Here is a 17953-nt window from a genome sequence, read left to right on the forward strand (position 1 = left end):
GGGCGCCGCTCATGCAGGGCCTGTTCCAGCGCATCCAGCACGAAGCCCGTATGCGCCGTCCGAGACACGCGCCAGCCGACGATCCGCCGCGCATAGGCGTCGATGATAAAGGCGACGTAGGCGAAGCCCGACCAGGTCGCGACATAGGTGAAGTCGGAGACCCACAGGGCGTTCGGGCGCGGTGCCTTGAACTGCCGGTTGACGTGGTCCAGCGGGCAAGGTGCTGCCTTGTCGCTGACCGTGGTCCTAACCGGCTTGCCGCGGATCACGCCCTGCAGGCCCATGCCACGCATCAGGCGCGCGACGGTGCACCGCGCCAAGTGATGGCCTTCGCGTTTCAACTGGCGCCAGACCTTGCGCACGCCGTAGACGCGGAAGTTCTCCTCGAACACGCGCTCGATCTCGGGCATCAGCGCGGCATCTCGCTTGGTGCGGGCCGGCAACTTCGCCGGATCGCGACGCCGGGCCGCCTGTGCGCGGTAGGTGGACGGGGCGATCGGCAAGACCTTGCAGATCGGCTCGACCCCATGCGCCCCGCGATGATCATCAATGAATGCGATCATGGCTTGAACCGGCGGTCGAGCTCCGCCTGGGCAAAATACGCCGATGCTTTGCGCAGGATCTCGTTCGCCTGCCGCAGCTCGCGGTTCTCGCACTCCAGGGCCTTGAGCCGGGCTGCCATCTCGGTCGTCGGGCCAGGCCGGCGGCCAGTGTCAGGCTCCGCCTGTTTCACCCACTCGTTCAGCGTCTGGCCCGTGCAGCCGATCTTGGCCGCAATCGAAAGGATCGTCGCCCAGCGGGACGGGTGCTGCGCCTCATGCTCCAGCACCATCCGCACCGCCCGCTCGCGAACCTCAGGCGAGAACTTGTTCGTCGTCTTGCTCGTCATCGCTCCAGCCTCTCAGGAGTTGGAGCCTCCGACAAACCCGGCGCGCTTCAGCACCCTTGAGCGCCCCGCTCTGAAGCGCCTGGTCGCCGACATCCAGGAGGGGCTGGTGGACGTGGTGGTGGTCTACAAGATCGACCGCCTCTCCCGATCGCTTGTGGACTTCACCAAGCTGGTGGAGGTGTTCGACGCGAACAATGTGACGTTCGTCTCGGTCACGCAGTCCTTCAACACGACCACCAGCATGGGACGGCTGACGCTGAACATCCTGCTCAGCTTCGCGCAGTTCGAACGCGAGGTGATCGGCGAGCGCATCCGCGACAAGGTGGCGGCCTCGCGCAAGCGGGGCATGTGGATGGGCGGTTTTGTGCCCCTGGGTTACGACGTGCGCGAGCGGAAGCTGGTGGTGAACGACGCCGAGGCCGCGCTGGTGCGGCGGATCTTCCAGGGCTTCGTCGAGATGGAGTCCTGCACCCAGCTGGTGCAGGTGCTGCGTGCAGAGGGCGCCACCACCAAGCGAGGCCGCCCGCTGACGAAGAGCGACGTCTACCGGATCCTGAGCAACCGCGTGTACCTGGGCGAGGCGGTGCACAAGGGCACGGCTTATCCCGGCGAGCACGATGCCATCATTGGTCAGGCGCGGTGGGACGCGGTGCACGCCGTCCTGCAGGTCAGCCCGCGGGTGCGGGTCAACCGGACGCGGAATGCCACCGCGCCCCTGCTGCGCGGGCTGATCTTCGACAGCGAGGGCCGCGCCATGTCGCCCAGCCACAGCCGCGGCAGGGGCGGGCAGATCTACCGCTACTATGTCAGCCAGGCCGTGCTGAAGGGCGGTCCGGCCGAGCGGCCGGCGATCGCGCGGCTGCCGGCCGGCGAGATCGAGGCGGCGGTGGTCGCCCAGGTCCGCGCACTGCTGCGGCAGCCCGAGATGGTCGTGGGCACATGGCGGGCAGCGCGCGCAATCGCACACGACGTCACCGAGCAGGCGGTGCTGCTGGCGCTGGAGCGGATCGAGCCGCTGTGGGACGAACTCTTCCCCGCCGAGCGGGCGCGCATCGTGCGGCTGCTGGTGGAGCGGGTCGACGTCCGGGCCGAGGGCGCCGCGGTGCGGCTGCGGCTCGACGGGCTCGGCAGTCTGGTCCGCGACCTGGCTGCCCAGCCACCAGAGGCCGGAAGGGCGGCCGCATGAGCGAGGTGCCCCAGACCCTGACCGTGGTCATCCCGCTCCGGGTGAAGCCGCGGGGCGGGCGGAAGGCAATGGTCACGCCCGGCGTGCTGGCGCTGGAGCGTCGGCAGGACATCACCCTCATCAAAGCGGTGGCGAGGGCTTTCCGGTGGCGGCGCATGCTGGAATCCGGGCGCTTCGCCACGATCAACGAGCTCGCCTCGGCCGAGAAGATCAACTCGTCCTACGTCTCGCGCGTGCTGCGGCTGACGCTGCTGGCGCCGGACATCGTGGAGGCGATCCTGGACGGGCGGCAGCCGGAGGGGATGACGCTGCCGGTGCTGATCGACAGGCTTGCTGCTGAGTGGCTGGGCCAGGTTTCAAATTCGATGCTCGAACATGAGGGAGACCTTTGCGAAACGCCTTGTGACTTGTGTCTGGATGCTTCGCGTTTGGCCGGGCTGGCGACAAGGCCCAGGCTGCGACCGCCGACGAGGTCAAGGCTCTGCCCCAGGAGGCCCGCGCCCTGAAGGAGATGGCCGCCGAGCAGGCGCGCAATCCGCATATGCTCAGGAAAGTTATCGCGGTCAGGGACGGGCGCGAATGAGATGGCTCTCGGCTGATACATCTTAGAGCTTTCGACCCGCCAAGAGGAGCAACCAAAGGGATGACACTGAATTTGGCAGGCCGAAGGGTACTCCTGGCGTATGGGATTTTTGGCGAGCTTACCGCAAGGCTGCATTCGATCGGTTTCGACTACATGCACAGCTTGCAGGCTTGGCTGCAGTCCCAGCTCGCTGATGCTCATTTGGTACGCCTTGATACGCTCGCGCCGGTCGTCGCCAATGGCGCGCGGTTTGCGGATGTGATCGCCGCCAGCCCAGAGCCCGCGCTGGTCATCGGTTACAGCAAGGGCGGGGTCGAAGCACTGACCGCCCTCGGGGACGCGCGCAGCAGGGCGAAGTGCCTCGGGTTCATCGCACTGCAAGCACCCTTCCTGGGTAGCCCGGTCGCCGATGCAGTGCTGCGCCCTGGCCCGTTGTCCGCGGCCTCGATGGCCTTGGTGCGCGGGCTTGGCATCGGTTCGGGTGAAGGCCTGCGCGACCTCACCCGACGTGCCCGCCGACGCTGGATGACACGACATGCGGCTGATATCGCCGAGGTGCTGGAGCGCGTGCCGACGGTCTGCGTGGCCACCCATCTGACACCGCAGAATGCGCGCGGACGGGCCAGGCTTTATCTGCCGGCCGCAAACTGGATGGAGAGGCGCGGCTATGGTCCAAATGACGGCCTGGTGCCGGTCAGCAGCGCCCTGCTTCCCGGTGCAGGCCACCTGATCGCCGAAGGCTGCCACATCGAAAGCATTAGCGCCGGCGGCGGCCGCGATCCGATCGCGTTGCTGAGCCGTGCGATCGAGATGCTCACGACATCGGCTCCACGTCTGCCGGCGAAAGGTAAGGCGTCGTGACGATCCGCGTGGACGAGGTCCGCACGCGCCGCGATGAATCGGCCTTCCTCGATCTGCCCGAACAACTGCACCGTGGGGAAGCGCAGTGGGTGACGCCCTTACGCCTGCACGAACGCGCGCGGTGGAGCCCCGCCTCGAATCCCTCCCTTCGAGCGCGCGAGGCCGTCCGATTCGTTGCCTGGAGCGGCTCGCGTCCCGTCGGACGCATTGCTGCGATCCGCGATACGGCCTTCCAGCTGGCGTGGGATCCGCAGGCCGGGTTCTTCGGCTTCTTTGAGTCCATTGATGAGCCCGCCTGCGCTGCGGCGCTATTCAAGGCCGCGGAAGCATGGCTCGCCGCGCGCGGCGTGCGCCGCGTGCTCGGCCCGATCAACCTGTCGACGCACGACGAGGTCGGCTTCCTTGCGGAAGGCTTCGAGCAGAGAGCGTCCTTCTTGAGCCCGCAGAATCCGCGCTACTTTCTGCCGCTGGCGGAAGCTGCGGGGTATCGCCCGATCCGCGAATACCACGCGTATCGCTGGTCGCCGCAAGCTCCGCAAACACCCCTGGCGCAGCAATTCCTGCGCCGTGCGGAACGGCCACGCCCCGGCCTGCGCCTGCGGCAGGCGGATCGCGCGCGCTGGGTCCACGAGGCGCGGCTCATCTGGTCGCTCTACAATGCTTGCTTTAGCGAGGTCTGGGGCTTCGTCCCGATCACCTGGGACGAATTCAGCGAGCGCGCCACCGCCTTCCGCTCGTTCTACCGCCCCGACTTGATCAGGATCGCTGAGCTGCAGGGAGAGCCGGTGGGCTTCGCCCTGCTGCTGCCCGATGTGAACGAGGCGCTAGCAAGGCTTAGAGGGCGGCTGCTGCCCTTCGGCTGGCTGCGCCTGCTACTTGGGGTGCGACGCATATCAACGGGCCGGCTGCTGCTGCTGGGCGTCCGGCCCGACTGCATCGGTCGTGGCGTTTCCGTCGCACTCGTCGCCGACCTGATGCGGATCGCCGCGAGGCTCAGCATGGAGGTGGAAGTGTCACTCGTGGACGCTGCCAACGCGCCGGCGCAGAGCATTCAGCGCGTGTTTCAGCTGCCCCGCAGCAAGGTCTACAGGCTCTACGGCAAGTCGCTACATGGTGGAGACGCACTCTCGGCGACCGAGCCCCTCCATCCGGGCTGAGATGGCCCGGCGGCCTCGACTTCTCGCGTTGCAACGCTAAACCTCCGGCCGGTTGCATAGGAAGCGGTGCGCGCTCAGTCCCCCCGACCGCCACGGCGACGGCGCGATTGATTCACATCAATCCATCCTCCAACCGCTCCGTGAAAACAATACGTCGCGCCGCGGTCATTGCATGCGGCGTCGCGGCGCCAGTCGGCACGGAGCTCGCGAGCGCTTGTTCATCTTCGGCCGGTGGAGACAGCGTCGTGAAGGTGACCTTCATTCGGCCGAACATCTTCGACGATCGCCTCGCGAGCGCGATGGAGGTTCTCGCCTTCGCCATCCTCAAGGCGCTCACACCGCCGGATGTCGAGACTGTCCTCTACGACGAGCGCCTGGAGCCGATCCCATACAGTGAAGACACCGACCTGGTCGCGATGACCGTCGAGACCTTCACTGCGCGGCGTGCCTATCAGATCGCCGACCGATACCGCTGCCGCGGCATTAAGGTTGTCATGGGCGGTTTTCATCCATCCATGGTTCCGGACGAGGCCGCGTTGTTCGCTGATGCCGTCGTCATCGGCGATGCCGAATCGGTCTGGGGCGAGATCATCTCGGATGCGAGGCGGCAAACCCTGAAGCCTGTCTATCGAGGTGATGACCAGAGGGGATTGGACGGGGTCAGGTTCGATCGATCGATCTTCGCAGGCAAACGCTACGCTCCGATGTCACTAGTGCAATGGAGCCGCGGCTGCCGCTTCAACTGCAGCTTCTGCTCGATCCGGGCGTTCTACGGCTCCTCGGTCCGACGCCGGCCGATACCCGAGATTGTCGCCGAGATCGAGCGGCTGGGCCGACGGCCCATCCTGTTCGTCGACGACAACCTCTTCGTCGATGTCGAGAACGCGAAGGCGCTAATGCGCGCCCTGATACCGCTGCGCATCAAGTGGTGTTGCCAGGTTTCCATCGACGTCGCATGCGAACCTGACCTTCTCGACTTGATGCGCCGCAGCGGCTGCGTCACGGCCCTCATCGGCTTCGAGAGCCTTGAGCCCGAGAGCCTGACTTTGATGAAGAAGCGCTGGAACCTGAAGTGGATCGACTACGCGACCGCGATCAGCCGGTTCCGGGACGCGGGGATCATGCTCTGGGGCGCCTTCGTGCTCGGCTGGGACCAGGACTCGCCCGACATCTTCGATCGCACGGTGGAGTTCGCGATTCGGCACAAGCTGGCTGTGGCGGGGTTCAACATCCTGATGCCGACGCCGGGCACTCGCCTCTATGAGGAACTCAGGTCCGAGGGGCGCCTGATCTACGACCGCTGGTGGGTGGATCCGCGCTATCGCTACGGCGAGGCCGTCTTCGTGCCTCGGAACATGACCGCCGACCAGTTCACGGAGGGCTGCTTCCGTGCCCTCAAGGAATTCAGTAGCTGGCGATCCATCCTGCATCGCGCCATGGATCCGAGCACGGTTCTGCGTTCCCCGATGCACATGCTGATCTATTCGCTGGTGAACGTCAGGCTGCGGTCTGAGGTGCATCGCAAGCAGTTCGCGCCGTTCGGCGCGCAGGATGACATGGATCCTTTCGAACGGATCCAGGCGAAACGCTTGCATCTCGGGATGGTCAGCGCCTGATGCCCCTCACGACGCCTGGCCGTCGCATCGCGTGCCGGATGCACGCCGCAACCGAAGGCACGGCGGCGTCGGTCAGCGTGTCGCCCGTGGCCGCAGGAAATGCCGCCGGAGCAGGCGAAGACACACCGCATCGGGTAGTAGGCGTCGTGCCAGGCCGACCACGCGCGATCCTGGTCCCATGCTGTAGCGGAAGCGCGGGCGATGGGCGGTGAGCGCATGCTCGATGGCCGCAGCGACCAGCTCCGGCCCCGGTGCCGCAAGCAGCGTCCGGCGGATCGTCGCCGCCGCCGTGCTGGCAAGATGCCCGTAGTCCGAGTTGGCCAAGGCGGCCCAGTCGGTGTTGTCGTTGAAGGCTGTCCGGATATCCCCGGGCTCGACCAGGCTGACATGCACGCCGAACGGCGCGACTTCATTGTAGAGCGACTGCGCGATCGCCTCGATCGCAGCCTTCGAGGCCGAGTAGTGCGCCTGGAAGGGGATCGGCGCTCGGCCGGCGAGGGAGCCGACCAGCACGATGCGCCCGCGCCCGGCGCGCCGGAAGACCGGCAGGGCGGCGCGCACTACGCGCAGCGAGCCAAACAGGTTTGTCTCGAACTGGGCCTTCGCACGCTCGATCGGCACCTCCTCGACGCTGCCGAAGACGGCGAAGCCGGCGCAACAGACTACGCCGTCGACCGGGCCGATCGCGGCCATCGCCGCCGCGACGGAGGCGTCCTGGTCCACATCCATCGGGACCCAGGCAGCGCCTTCGGTGACGAGCGGCGCCCTGCGGCTGGCAAGATGCAGCCTGTATCCCTTGCGCAGAAGGCGGTCGGCGACCGCCCGTCCGATTCCCGAAGACGCGCCGGTAATGAGGAAGGAGGACGACATGGCGGCACCCTGCCTGGAGGCTCGACCTTGCCCCAACATCGCGCGTTTCGCACCCTTGTGCGGCCCCGGATCATGGCAACGAACCTGACGCCGCCAGCGTGCTTCGAACGCCGAGGGGGGCCGGCATGGTGCTGAGCGACCTGTTCCGCGGCAGGGCGCCCGATACGCTGTTCGGTCGTATCGGTGCGTTACTCGACAGTGATGCCATGCACCTGATTCGGGCTTTGCAGGCAGGCCCGCCACGGCCGGACAGCCTCGGCGCCCGGCAGCCCGATGCGCTGCCGGGAGCCGATCTTTGGGTGCCGACGCGCGGCCGTGCGCGCGCCGCGCTCGTGCTGACGCCCGGCCTGTCCGAACATGGCCGTGGCGACCATCGGATCTGGCAGCCCGCCGCGGCGCTTGCACGCTGCGGCTTCCTCGTGATGGTGCCGGACCTGCCGGGCGCCCTTGCCATGACGGTCGACCCAGCGGATGCCGTGGTGATGGCGCGGGCGGCCAGGGCGCTTGCCGCGCATCCGGACAATCCGCGCCCCGGTACTGTCGCAATGATCGCGATCTGCTGCACGGCGGCGCCTGCGGTGATTACGGCAGCGCAGGCGGATAGCCCGGTTCGGTTCCTGCTGACCATCGGTGGGTATTTCGACATCGCGGCCGCCCTGACCGCAGCCATCACGGGCGCCTACCGGCAGGAGGCGGGGCGCCGCTGGCACCATCGTCCGCCAAGTGCGCCGGCCATCGGTGCCTTCCTCATCGCCATCGGCCTGGCGCTGTCGGACAGCGGCGATCGCGAGAGGGCGCGCGAAGCCGGCCTGGCGATAATGCGGCGCGGCGCTGCGGATCTGGCAGCATGCCGCGCTGCCATGACACCAGAGGGTCAGGCCGCCATCGCCCTCGTGCAGGAAAGGACGCCGGAGAGGATACCGGAACGCATCGCCGCCCTGCCTGAGGCGGCCCGAATCCGCGTTGCCGAGCTCGATCCCTCCCGCGCCGACCTGTCGGGCATGCGGGGCGCCCTGCTCGCGCTGCACGGCACCGACGATGACATCATGCCGTGGACCGAGAGCATCGCGATGTCGAAGGCCGTCCCGCACGGTCGCGCCATGATCGTGCCCGGGCTGCGGCACATCGGCGAGGAATCGCACCTCTCCCTGGACGCGAAGCTGAAACTCGTCGCCGTTGCACGCGCGTTGCTCGACTGGCGGGACGGCGTTCACGCAACACCATGAGGATAGACGCCGGTCCGATTTGATGTGGCTCAACAGGGCAGGCCGGCGGAAGGATCTAATGAGAACTTCGCCGTCCGGATGCGGAAGGTATGGGAGGTCAATCGGTGGCAGGCATCGGCAAGGCGACATGCGGATACCGGCGATGAGAGACCGGCCACGGATCCTGCTCATTGGCCCGACGGCACTGGATTACGGTGGCAAGCCCATCAAGCAGCGACGGCTGCACCTTCCCGGTCTCACCCTGCCCATGCTCGCCGCCGCGACGCCGACCGATTGCGAGGTGCGGCTGATCAGCGAGACGGTGGACGAGATTCCCTTTGATGAGCACTGGGATCTCGTGGGCATCACGGGCATGGGGTCCGGCATCGTGCGCGCCTGGCAGATCGCTGACGCCTTCCGCGCGCGCGGCACCACGGTCGTGATCGGAGGCATCGCGGCGAGCCTGGGCGAGCCGGATTGGACGCTCCAGCACGCCGACGCGCTGGTGACGGGGGAGGCCGAGGAAACCTGGCCACGGGTCGTTGCCGACTTCGCCGCGGGCCGCCTGCAGCGCCACTACCGCATGACCAGGCCGCCGCCGATCGAGGACCTGCCCGAGCCGCGCTACGACCTGATGAACGCCAGGCGGCTGGGGGTCTGGCGTCCGGTGCAGGCGACGCGCGGCTGCCCATTTCAGTGCTCCTACTGCTCAATCACTGCATTCTTCTCGGGGCGCTACCGCAAGCGTCCCATAGAGGCGGTAGTGCGCGACGTGCGCCTCGCGAAGCGGACCGGCACCCGCCACATCGCCTTCATCGACGACAATATCGGCGTTGACTGGGACTACTCGGGGCGACTGTTCGAGGCGCTTATTCCCGAGAACATCATCTGGATGAGCCAGTGCAGCCTGCACATCGCGGACCGGCCCGACATGCTGCGCCTGGCGAGCCGCAGCGGCTGCCGGATGCTCTCGATCGGCATCGAATCCACCAACCCCGACAGCCTGGCCGAGGTGGACAAGGCGTGGAACCGGCCCGAGCGGTACATCGAGGCGCTCCGCACGATCCGCTCGCACGGCATCGACGTCTCTACCGAGATGATCATCGGCCTGGACAGCGACGATGCCAGCGTCTTCCAGCGCACCTACGACTTCATCATACAGGCCGGGATCTCGGTGCCGCGGGTGCACATCCTCACGCCGGTTCCCGGCACTCCGCTGTTCCGGCAGATGGTCGAGAGCGGGCGCATCTCCAGCCTCGACTTCGCGCGCTACTCCGGCGGCCAGGCGGTGTTCACGCCGCGGCGGCTCAGCCCGGAGGACCTGCAGAAGGGGTATTGGGATCTCTACGAAAGGTTGTTCTCCTGGACCGGGATCCTGCGCCGGACCTGGCGAAACAACGCTTCTCTCGGGCTGTTCATGCGCGCCGTCGTGCTGGCGACGAACCTTCACTACCGTAACCACATCCACCATCGGATCACACCGGGCATCGTCTGATTCGGAGGTCGGCCGCCATGCGTATCCTGCTCGTCCGCCCACCCGTGCCGCGGCACACGATGGGCCTGAAGCACGTCATGATCTGCGAGCCGCTGGAACTCGAATATGTCGCTGCGGGCCTCGCAGGGCACGAAGTGCAGATCCTCGATCTGATCGTCGAACGGGGCCTCGAGGCACGGCTGCGCAGCTTCCGCCCCGATGTCGTTGGCACCAGCTGCTACGTCACTGGCGTGAACGAGGTGATCAAGCTGTGCCGTTCGGTGAAGCGCTGGAACCCGGCATGCCGCACCGTGGTGGGAGGCGTGCACGCCTCCCGCGCGCCGGAGGATTTCGCCGATCCGGCCGTGGACTGCATCGTGCTGGGGGACGGAACCACCGTCATGCCGGAGGTCGTCGCGGCCTTCGCCGCGAACCGGTCGCTCGAGGACATACCGGGCCTGGCGCTGCCGCGCGGGGCGGCGGTGCTGCGCACGCAAGGCCGTGCCTACATGCCGCATCCCGACACGCTGCCGTTGCCTCGGCGCGACCTCGTGGCGCATTTGCAGCATCGCTACTACTACCTGTTCCACCAACCGGTCGCGACGATGAAGACGGCGTGGGGCTGCTGGTACAAGTGCAACTTCTGCTTCACCTGGCAGATCACCGACGGGCACGCCTATGCGCGCAGTCCGGAATCCATCGTCGCGGAGCTCGAGACCATCACCGCGGATGACGTCTACATCGTGGACGACATCTTCCTCATCAAGCCGAGCCGGCTCGCGCGAATCGCACAGCTGATCCGGGAGAAGGGCATCCGCAAGAAGTACCTGGTGTACGCCCGCGCCGACTTCATCGCGGCGAACGAGGACATCATCGCGGAATGGGCCGGTCTCGGTCTGAGCGCGGTGTTCATCGGGCTCGAAGCCGCGACGAACCTCGAGCTCAGCGCCATGGACAAGGGCACGACGGTGGATTTCAACCGCGAGGCCATCGCCGTGCTGCGCCGCCATGGCGTCGACACCTACGGCTCGCTCATTACCCAGCCCGACTACACGCCGCAGGACTGGGAACGCCTTTGGCGCTTCATCGAGGAGACGGGGCTCTTCTACGTCAACATATCGCCGCTGACGCCGCTGCCCGGAACCTCGATCTGGGACGCGTACAAGGACCGCCTGACCGTCAGCCGCCGCGCGCATGGCCTTTTCGACCTCTCGCACGTGCTTCTGCCCACGCGCGTGCCACTGAAGGCGTATTACCGCTCCCTGCTGCGGCTCTACCTGCGGACCTGCGTCGACCCGCGCCGGGCGAGGCGGCTGTCGCTGCGCTCGCTGCCGCCGGTCTGGTCGCCGAAATACCTGCGCCTGTGGTTCGGTTCCCTGCGCATCCTGCTGCAGATGATCCGCGCGCATCGCCATCACGATCCGCGGGACCTCGCCCTCGCCGAGGACAGGGGCCCGCCGCTGGCCGAATCCGCACCGCCGCGGCCGCCCGAACGCGCGCTCGGCGCGGAGCTGCGGACATGACGCGCTGGTCGCCCAAGGGCGGGCTGCTCGGCCTCGGCGATCCGCCCGGCCCGCCGCCCGCGCAGTCGCCGCTCGTCGATCCCTTCGGCGGCCGTTTCAACGAGGGGTTGCCCCGACCCACCGACGGCCTGCTCGACATCCCGCGGGCGCGGCGCTGGTTTCGGGCGATCGCCTGGGGCGTCCGCGAGGACCTCTACACCTTCCAGCAGCCGCTGGAGGCGCAGTCCGGCCCGCATGTAACGCGCGCCGGGCGGCGCTGCATCATGCTGTCCTCCTACGACTATCTGGGCCTGATCGGCGACCCGCGGATCGACGAGGCCGCGACCGCGGCGATCGCCCGCTACGGCACCGGCTCGGGCGGCGTGCGCCTGCTCACCGGCTCGACGGCGCTGCACGCGGAACTCGAAGGGGCTATCGCCGATTTCCTCGGCGTCGAGGCCGCCATCGCCTTCGCCTCCGGCTACATGGCGAACCAGGGCGTGCTGTCGGCGCTGCTCGGCGCTGGCGACCTCGTGCTGGTCGACGCCTATGCGCATCGGAGCATCCAGGACGGCTGCCGCCTGTCCGGCGCCGAGATCGAGAGCTTCGCGCACAACGACATGGACGAGCTGCGCCGGCGCCTCGGCGCGCGGCCGCGCAGGCGGCGCACCTTGATCGTCGCCGAGGGCCTCTATTCGATGGACGGCGACATCTGCCCGCTGCCCGATCTCGTTGCCCTGAAACAGGAATTCGGCGCCTTCCTGATGATCGACGAGGCGCATTCCCTCGGCGTGCTCGGGCCCACCGGGCGCGGCGTCACCGAGCATTTCGCCCTGCCGGCGACGGCGGTCGATGTCACGACCGGCTCGCTAAGCAAGGCGATGCCGGCCAATGGCGGCTTCGTCGCCGGCCGGCGTGACCTGGTCTTCTACCTGCAGCACGGCGCCGGGCCGTTCTTCTTCTCCGCGGCACTGTGCCCCGCGGCGACGGCAGCCGCGACGGCGGCGATCCAAGTGCTCAGGGCCGAGCCGGAACGCCTGGCGCGGCAGCGCGCCAACGGTACCCGGCTGCGCGCCGGCCTGCGCGCGCTGGGCTTCGACACCGGCCGTTCCGACAGCCCCCTGGTGCCGGTGATCCTGGAAAGCGACGAACGCGCCTATCGCGCCGCCCGCGACCTGCTCGACGAAGGGGTGGTCGCCAGCGCCGTCGTCTTCCCGGCAGTGGCCAGGGGGGCGGCCCGCCTGCGCTTGTGTGCCACCGCCGCCCATTCGCCGGAGGATATCGATGCCGCGCTCGACGCCTTCGCGCGCATCCGCCCCACCTGACGCGAGACCGCGCGGCACCCGCCATGGCTCTCAGCCTGAGGATCGAGGCGGATATCGCGCGCATCGACCCTGTTGCCTGGGATTCCATCCTGGCGCCTGAGGATCTGCAAGCATCACATCGTTTCGTCGCCCTGTGCCAGTCATCGAAGATCGAGGGCGCGTCCTATCGGCACCTGCTGTTCCATGAGGGAGGCCGCCCGGTGGCGACGGCCACTCTGTTCGTCATGCGGGTCGGTCTCGATGCCCTTGCAGCGCCCGGCCTTCGCCGGGCGATCGGGGCAGCGCGACGTGCCTGGCCCGGCTTCCTGGAACTGCCAGTCGCATTCTGCGGGCTGCCTGTCTCGTTCGGGCAGTCCTGTCTGCGCTTCGGGCCCGCCGCGGACCGCGTGGCCATCCTGGACGCGCTGGCCGGCGCCATGGCTGAGTTTGCGCAGGAGAAGGGCGCCGGCCTGCTCTGCATGAAGGAATTCACGGCGGCCGAATGCAAGGATCTCGACGCCCTGCAGCAGCAAGGATTCCTTCGCCAGCCGAGCCTGCCCTCCTGCGAGATGGCGCTGCCCTGGGGCAACTGGCCGGACCTCCTGCGGGCCATGCGCGCGGGCTACCGGCGGCAGGTGCTGGCGGACATCCAGGCCATGCGGCGGCTCGGCATCTCGGTGCGGGTCTGCGACGACATCGCGCTACACGCCCCGACGCTGCACCGACTGTACGACCGCGTGCTCGACCGCACGGAACATCGCCTCGAGCGAATCCCGCTCGCCTTCTTCGAGAAGCTCCGGCCCGGCCTAGGTGCCGCGGCGAGCGCGCTGCTGTTCGAGCAGGAGGGCTGCATCGTCGCCGCCGCGACACTGCTGCACGGCGGCACGCGCCTCACGTTCCTGCTGTCGGGCGTTGACCGCAGCCTCGAGGCGCTTCCCGGCATTCATCCGATGATCGTTTCGGGGGTTCTCGCCGAGGCAGTCCGGCGGGGCGCCAATACGCTCGAACTTGGCCAGGCGGCCTATGGCGCGAAGCTGCGATTCGGCGCGCGTCTTTCGCCGCGGTTCTTCTACCTCCTCCATCGCGGCAGGGTCGCACATCGCCTGCTTGGTACCGCCGCGCCCGCCCTGTTCCCGGAACGGCGCTGGTGCGAGCGGAACGTGTTTCGCTGATCAGGTGCGGCGCAACGCCTCGGCGGGTGAGAGCAGGACGGCCCGCGCCGCCGGGTAGGCGCTGCCAGCAAGGCATATCAGCATGGCAAAGCCGATCGGCAGGAGAAGGTTCTCGAGAGACGGATCGAAGCGCAGGTAGTCCCCGATGGACGGAATGTGGCGAAACCCGCGGGCAATGCCGATCCCGATGGCGCCGCCGAGCACGCACCCCGCGAGCCCGAGGAAGGCGCCTTCGAGCATGATGAGCGCGACGATCCGCGCGTCGCTCCAGCCCATGGCGGCGATGATGCCGATCTCGCGCGTCCTCTCCTGCACCGACATCAGCAGCGTGTTGAGGACATTGAGGCCGCCGACCAGCAGGGCGATCATTGAGATGGCCTGTGCGATCGCATTCAGGACTTGGATGTCGCGATCCTGGGTGAACAACTCCCGCGCCTCCGAGGCGCGGAGCGGCCCGGCGGCCTCGATCGCCCTTCGCACATCGGCGCGCTGAGCCGGCGTCAGCCCCGGATCGAGCAAGAGATGGAAGGCCGTGACCTGTCCCGGGACGAAGCTGATTTCCTGCAGGACATCGAGCGGCATCACGACGAGGCCGCGGTTCAGCGCGGAAGTGTAGCGCGTAATGCCGGCGATCCTGAACGTCTCGTCGAAGACCTCCAGGCTGTCGCCAATGCGCAGGCCGAGCGTTTCGGCCACCACGTCACCGATCAGGACGGCGCGCCTGTCGTCGTTGCCGGGCAGGCTCCCAGCCGCGACAGGCGCGTCCCGCCATGCGCGTGAGTGCCGCGACCATCCGGCAACCACCAGCAGCCGTCCCTGGGGGCTGGTCGTGAAGGCGAAGAGCTCCCCCTCGACATCCCGCACCCCAGGTATGGCGGCGAGGCCGGGCCCGAGGGATTCGCGGACGCGGCCGCCGAAAATGTCAGTGCCGCCGCGTTGTGTCGCGATCATGGCGATGCCGCGCTCCTCGAGGCTTCCCTCGACGCCGTCTATCAAGGTCCGCCCCAGGCCGAGAAGCGCGACCGCGCTTCCAATTGCGAGTCCGATACCGAGGATCGACAGCAAGGTGCGCGCCGGCCGTCGCGCGAGGTTGCGCGCGGCGAAGCCAGCGATGTTCATCGGCCGGCGTCCGAGGTGGCGGGCGCGATCGCCGCGTGGTCCGCGACGACGTTCCCGTCGTGCAGTCGGACGACGCGCGCGCAACGTGCGGCCAGGCCTTCGTCATGCGTCACGATGACGAGCGTCATGCCGTGATCCTTCCACAGGCCGAGCAGGAGATCGACGATCAAGGCAGCCGTGGCGCTGTCCAGGCTGCCTGTCGGTTCGTCAGCGAGCAGCAGGCTTGGCTGTCGGACGAGGGCGCGCGCGATAGCCACGCGCTGGCGCTCGCCGCCCGAAAGCTCGTGCGGCAGGTGTTGCTCACGCGCCGTCAACCCGACGCGAGCGAGTGTCGCCGCCACCCTGCCTTGCCGCACCGAGCCCGGCACGCGGTCGCCAAGCAGCGGCAACTCGATGTTCTGGGCCGCGGTGAGCGTCGGGAGCAGGTTGAACTCCTGGAACACGATGCCAATCTCCGATCGTCGCAGGGCGGTCCATGCGCGACGTGAGGAAACAGGGGCTCCTCGCCAAAGCACTCGGCCCGCATCCGGAAGGTCGATTCCGCTGGCGAGATTGAGCAGGCACGACTTGCCGCTGCCGCTGCGGCCGACTACCGCGACGCAATCTCCACGCGCGATATCCAGCGAGATATCGCGCAGCGCGACCACCCGACCATCGTCGAAGGAGCGCCGGACATGCTCCAGAGACAGCAGCGGCGGCTCACGCATCATCGGTTGGTGGCCCTGCCGGCCAGTGCGCTGGCAATGGACGCGGCATCGGCGCCAGGGCGTGCGGCCAGCCGCTCCACCTCCGCCCGAAGCATCCCAGCCATGCTGCCGCCGTCGAGGATGAGGTCCTGCGCAAGCCAGCCCCATGCCCCCCCTGGGCGTAGGCGCCATGTGACGACCTTCTCGCTGCCATCCTCATGGCTACAGCGCACGGTGAGGGAGACCCCGCTCGAAGTTTCACGAATGCGCAAGATCTCGAAACGGGTCCGGCCGCGCAGGACCAATTCCTGCCTGCATGCCGCCAGCGCCCGCAACCGGACGGCGGCCACGAATGCATTGCGTTCGGCTGCGCTCATCGTGTCCCACAGCGTTCCGGCTGCCGTGAGGGCGATGCTGACGACATCGAAACCGTCCTGTATCACAAACGCACAGGATGTCGCCGCCCAACCCTGCCTGTCAGCGGGTCGGTCCACCCCGGCAAGAGCTTCCTCCAGCGCACGCAAATACGAGGCACCTCGTGTTTCAGCAGCAGCGGCCGGCGGTCCGGCGGAGACGACGACAACCATCGACAACCACAGCAGCCAAGCCAAGCGACGTTCGATCGCGCGACGACCGGCCCATGCCGCCGAAACGTAGGAACCAGAGTGAAGGTGGCACGTAAACCTCGGGATTCGGCGCAAGAGGGAAGTAATTGTTCCATCCTCCGTGGACCTTCCGGGAGGCGCTCATGCGCCGGGGCTGCGATCAGGCACGAATGGCCGCCTCGACAGGGCTTGCCTCGAATAGACGCTGTGCGATGTCGACCCTGATCGTGATACGCTCAGCGGCGATGGTCTACATTGTTCGCGCGCCAGGATAGTCATGAAGCTGGCAGTTCGATGCCGCCAAGGGGCCGTCGACCGTATCAACCTAAGGCCCCTCGGGCTGGGCCTAACCGGTCGAAAAGGCGGCTGCTTGTGTCGGTGTAGAATTGCGGGACGGCGAAGGATGTGTTCCCGTCGCTGAGTACGGTAACTCTGAGTCGAGATGGAAGTACCGATCTCAGGCAAGTTGGAGTTCGAACCACAGCAAGCACCGACCGCGCGGAAACCGGCCTTTGACCAAGATTTTTGCGTTCCGTACTAAAACGGCCAAGTCAGGAGGTCCGGAGAGAATTGGCCTCCGGAGAGCGATTTTCCGCCATCTCCGGGCCGAGCCAGTCAACAGGTCTGCCCCGAAAACCCCAGGAAACCTGCCACTCAGCGCGGCGTCAGGTCAGGCGGAGAGCCCGGCTCGTATGCGAACTGGCGGAGGAGGTGCGACTCGGTACAGGCGGTCTCTAGGCTCGAGCCTTGGAGAACGCCCGCTACGTCAGGGGGTGCGTCAGCTAGAATTCGTCGCCACTAGCCTTTCACCGCTTCCGCAACGGTGCGTTGTTGATACACTAAGCATGAAATATGACGGCAAGCATCGGGCGCTGGGGGTCTTCGCCCGCTGTCTCTGGTGCATGCCCAGCGCTGAAAGGCAGGCAAGACGAATTGCCCACGTTAGGCTGGATCCAGGAGGACGCGTGGGAGCGCTACCTCGCCTCGCTCCCCCAAGCCGAGCCTCTGCCGCCTGGGCCTCCTCGCGTGCGCTGCCCGTTCTGCGCCGCCGATTTCGCCGACATGACTGGGATGCTGTCGCATCTCAGCGATAGCCACCGCGGAGAACGACCAGTTCTTCTGCTCCGGGCTATCGAGCCGCCTGCAAGCGGTCAGACCAGGGTGGGTACAGCGCTCCGCGCCTCCGAGGTCGTCTTGCAGAACTGCACGGCAGCGACTTTGGCTTTTGACGGTTTGGCTGCCGAACCCATACCTGTTGCTGACGTCCCGGGCGCCCTCGCGCGCCAGCGCGACGCGCTCGTGGACCTGCAGCTGGTGCATCACTTCGACAAGGAAGCGCGGCCAATTGCGACCGGGTACCGGCTCCGTATTCAGGTTCCCGACAAGCGCGCCCTGGACGCAGTGGATCGTGCCTTCCAGCGACACCTCGCCGTCGACGCGCCCGACTTCGGTGCGGTGGATTCTTTCCTCAGCAACCGCGCCTGTACCGGGGTAGCGCGCGCCTACGCCGAGGCTCTCGCCTCCTACGTCCGTGGTGTCCTTGTGAAAGACCGCCCCATGGCGGCCGCCGTGACGCTGCCCTTCGCGCGCTATCGCGACCTGTACTGAAGTTGACCCGGTTTCGTGGACACCCCGAGGCTTGAGACGGAGGTGTTCGAGATGCCGAGATTCAGAGTGCCCTACCCGCCGGAGTTCCGGCGGCAGATGGTGGAGTTGGTCCGATC

17 protein-coding genes, 1 pseudogene and 1 other annotated feature are annotated in these 17953 nt (G+C 67.4%); of the genes and pseudogenes, 11 read left to right on the forward strand and 7 right to left on the reverse strand.

Translation table 11 applies throughout. The features are described from left to right. Window positions 1-889 (reverse strand): annotated as a pseudogene (locus tag E8M80_RS25030) (IS3 family transposase); the annotation flags it as partial. Next, window positions 489-605 (reverse strand) — a sequence feature (AL1L pseudoknot). Its footprint overlaps the pseudogene before it by 117 nt. On the opposite strand from E8M80_RS25030, the gene E8M80_RS25035 reads away from it, so the two are divergent. The 4 genes from E8M80_RS25035 to E8M80_RS25050 all read left to right on the forward strand — a co-directional run bounded on the left by E8M80_RS25035 (window position 879) and on the right by E8M80_RS25050 (window position 4676). Continuing rightward, entirely contained in the window at window positions 879-2075 is a 1197-nt protein-coding gene (locus E8M80_RS25035) for a recombinase family protein (RefSeq protein ID WP_170979634.1), read from the forward strand. The pseudogene E8M80_RS25030 and the gene E8M80_RS25035 overlap by 11 nt on opposite strands. Then, window positions 2072-2581, forward strand: coding sequence for a hypothetical protein (locus E8M80_RS26810; protein WP_240790212.1), 510 nt, complete (start codon window positions 2072-2074; stop codon window positions 2579-2581). Before E8M80_RS25035 ends, E8M80_RS26810 begins: the two co-directional genes overlap by 4 nt. Window positions 2582-2718: 137 nt before the next feature. Continuing rightward, entirely contained in the window at window positions 2719-3519 is an 801-nt protein-coding gene (locus tag E8M80_RS25045) for a hypothetical protein (protein ID WP_137128457.1), read from the forward strand. Further along, window positions 3516-4676 (forward strand): GNAT family N-acetyltransferase, encoded by a 1161-nt coding sequence (locus E8M80_RS25050; protein ID WP_137128458.1) that lies wholly within the window; start codon window positions 3516-3518, stop codon window positions 4674-4676. The genes E8M80_RS25045 and E8M80_RS25050 overlap by 4 nt, the downstream gene beginning before the upstream one ends. A 112-nt stretch (window positions 4677-4788) precedes the next feature. On the opposite strand, the gene E8M80_RS26210 is transcribed toward E8M80_RS25050, so the two are convergent. Then, window positions 4789-4938, reverse strand: coding sequence for a hypothetical protein (locus E8M80_RS26210; protein ID WP_170979635.1), 150 nt, complete (start codon window positions 4936-4938; stop codon window positions 4789-4791). Here E8M80_RS26210 and E8M80_RS25055 point away from each other — a divergent pair. Next, window positions 4922-6292, forward strand: a complete 1371-nt coding sequence (locus E8M80_RS25055) for a radical SAM protein (RefSeq protein WP_137128459.1) — start codon at window positions 4922-4924, stop codon at window positions 6290-6292. The two genes, E8M80_RS26210 and E8M80_RS25055, sit on opposite strands and share 17 nt — an antisense overlap. Before the next feature lie 72 nt (window positions 6293-6364). Here E8M80_RS25055 and E8M80_RS25060 read toward each other — a convergent pair whose 3' ends face one another. Together E8M80_RS25060 and E8M80_RS26215 are read right to left on the reverse strand one after the other, a co-directional pair. Next, entirely contained in the window at window positions 6365-7201 is an 837-nt protein-coding gene (locus E8M80_RS25060; RefSeq protein ID WP_137128460.1) for an SDR family oxidoreductase, read from the reverse strand. 149 nt (window positions 7202-7350) lie between these two features. Continuing rightward, window positions 7351-7677 (reverse strand): hypothetical protein, encoded by a 327-nt coding sequence (locus tag E8M80_RS26215; RefSeq protein WP_170979637.1) that lies wholly within the window; start codon window positions 7675-7677, stop codon window positions 7351-7353. Between the two features lie 30 nt (window positions 7678-7707). Here E8M80_RS26215 and E8M80_RS26220 point away from each other — a divergent pair, with 30 nt between their 5' ends. The 5 genes from E8M80_RS26220 (at window position 7708) to E8M80_RS25085 (ending at window position 13819) form a co-directional block, all read left to right on the forward strand. Then, on the forward strand, window positions 7708-8388 hold the full coding sequence (locus tag E8M80_RS26220) for a hypothetical protein (protein WP_170979638.1): 681 nt from the start codon (window positions 7708-7710) through the stop codon (window positions 8386-8388). Window positions 8389-8530: 142 nt separating this feature from the next. Beyond that, window positions 8531-9862: a radical SAM protein gene (locus E8M80_RS25070; RefSeq protein WP_170979639.1), complete on the forward strand. Its 1332-nt coding sequence runs from the start codon at window positions 8531-8533 to the stop codon at window positions 9860-9862. Between the two features lie 17 nt (window positions 9863-9879). Continuing rightward, window positions 9880-11364 (forward strand): B12-binding domain-containing radical SAM protein, encoded by a 1485-nt coding sequence (locus E8M80_RS25075; RefSeq protein ID WP_137128463.1) that lies wholly within the window; start codon window positions 9880-9882, stop codon window positions 11362-11364. Continuing rightward, window positions 11361-12668 carry an aminotransferase class I/II-fold pyridoxal phosphate-dependent enzyme gene (locus E8M80_RS25080; protein ID WP_137128464.1) on the forward strand — a complete coding sequence of 436 codons (1308 nt, stop codon included), beginning with the start codon at window positions 11361-11363 and terminating at the stop codon, window positions 12666-12668. Before E8M80_RS25075 ends, E8M80_RS25080 begins: the two co-directional genes overlap by 4 nt. A gap of 23 nt (window positions 12669-12691) precedes the next feature. Continuing rightward, window positions 12692-13819, forward strand: a complete 1128-nt coding sequence (locus tag E8M80_RS25085; protein WP_137128465.1) for a GNAT family N-acetyltransferase — start codon at window positions 12692-12694, stop codon at window positions 13817-13819. Here the strand turns inward: E8M80_RS25085 and E8M80_RS25090 are convergent, their stop codons facing one another. From E8M80_RS25090 to E8M80_RS25100, 3 genes are read right to left on the reverse strand one after another with little or no spacing between them, the layout of a single operon-like run. Further along, window positions 13820-14884 (reverse strand): ABC transporter permease, encoded by a 1065-nt coding sequence (locus E8M80_RS25090; RefSeq protein WP_170979640.1) that lies wholly within the window; start codon window positions 14882-14884, stop codon window positions 13820-13822. A gap of 50 nt (window positions 14885-14934) precedes the next feature. Next, a complete protein-coding gene (locus E8M80_RS25095; protein ID WP_137128469.1) occupies window positions 14935-15645 on the reverse strand; it encodes an ABC transporter ATP-binding protein in 711 nt (236 codons plus the stop codon). Continuing rightward, window positions 15645-16235, reverse strand: a complete 591-nt coding sequence (locus E8M80_RS25100; RefSeq protein WP_137128467.1) for an ABC transporter substrate-binding protein — start codon at window positions 16233-16235, stop codon at window positions 15645-15647. Before E8M80_RS25100 ends, E8M80_RS25095 begins: the two co-directional genes overlap by 1 nt. A 1065-nt stretch (window positions 16236-17300) precedes the next feature. Here E8M80_RS25100 and E8M80_RS25105 point away from each other — a divergent pair. After that, on the forward strand, window positions 17301-17837 hold the full coding sequence (locus E8M80_RS25105) for a hypothetical protein (protein ID WP_170979641.1): 537 nt from the start codon (window positions 17301-17303) through the stop codon (window positions 17835-17837). Window positions 17838-17953: the final 116 nt, after the last annotated feature.

This window comes from Roseomonas sp. HF4 (genome assembly GCF_005222755.1).
Taxonomy (GTDB): domain Bacteria; phylum Pseudomonadota; class Alphaproteobacteria; order Acetobacterales; family Acetobacteraceae; genus Neoroseomonas.

Coding starts and splice junctions, on each gene's coding strand:
- E8M80_RS25080 (WP_137128464.1), top strand. CDS start 11,361: ATGACGCGCTGGTCGCCCAAGGGCGGGCTGCTCGGCCTCGGCGATCCG.
- E8M80_RS25095 (WP_137128469.1), bottom strand. CDS start 15,645: ATGCGTGAGCCGCCGCTGCTGTCTCTGGAGCATGTCCGGCGCTCCTTC.
- E8M80_RS25085 (WP_137128465.1), top strand. CDS start 12,692: ATGGCTCTCAGCCTGAGGATCGAGGCGGATATCGCGCGCATCGACCCT.
- E8M80_RS26210 (WP_170979635.1), bottom strand. CDS start 4,938: ATGAAGGTCACCTTCACGACGCTGTCTCCACCGGCCGAAGATGAACAA.
- E8M80_RS25075 (WP_137128463.1), top strand. CDS start 9,880: ATGCGTATCCTGCTCGTCCGCCCACCCGTGCCGCGGCACACGATGGGC.
- E8M80_RS26215 (WP_170979637.1), bottom strand. CDS start 7,677: ATGCGCGGCAAGCGCCCTGGCCGCCCGCGCCATCACCACGGCATCCGC.
- E8M80_RS25045 (WP_137128457.1), top strand. CDS start 2,719: ATGACACTGAATTTGGCAGGCCGAAGGGTACTCCTGGCGTATGGGATT.
- E8M80_RS25060 (WP_137128460.1), bottom strand. CDS start 7,201: ATGTTGGGGCAAGGTCGAGCCTCCAGGCAGGGTGCCGCCATGTCGTCC.
- E8M80_RS25105 (WP_170979641.1), top strand. CDS start 17,301: ATGCTGTCGCATCTCAGCGATAGCCACCGCGGAGAACGACCAGTTCTT.
- E8M80_RS26220 (WP_170979638.1), top strand. CDS start 7,708: ATGATCGCGATCTGCTGCACGGCGGCGCCTGCGGTGATTACGGCAGCG.
- E8M80_RS25070 (WP_170979639.1), top strand. CDS start 8,531: ATGAGAGACCGGCCACGGATCCTGCTCATTGGCCCGACGGCACTGGAT.
- E8M80_RS26810 (WP_240790212.1), top strand. CDS start 2,072: ATGAGCGAGGTGCCCCAGACCCTGACCGTGGTCATCCCGCTCCGGGTG.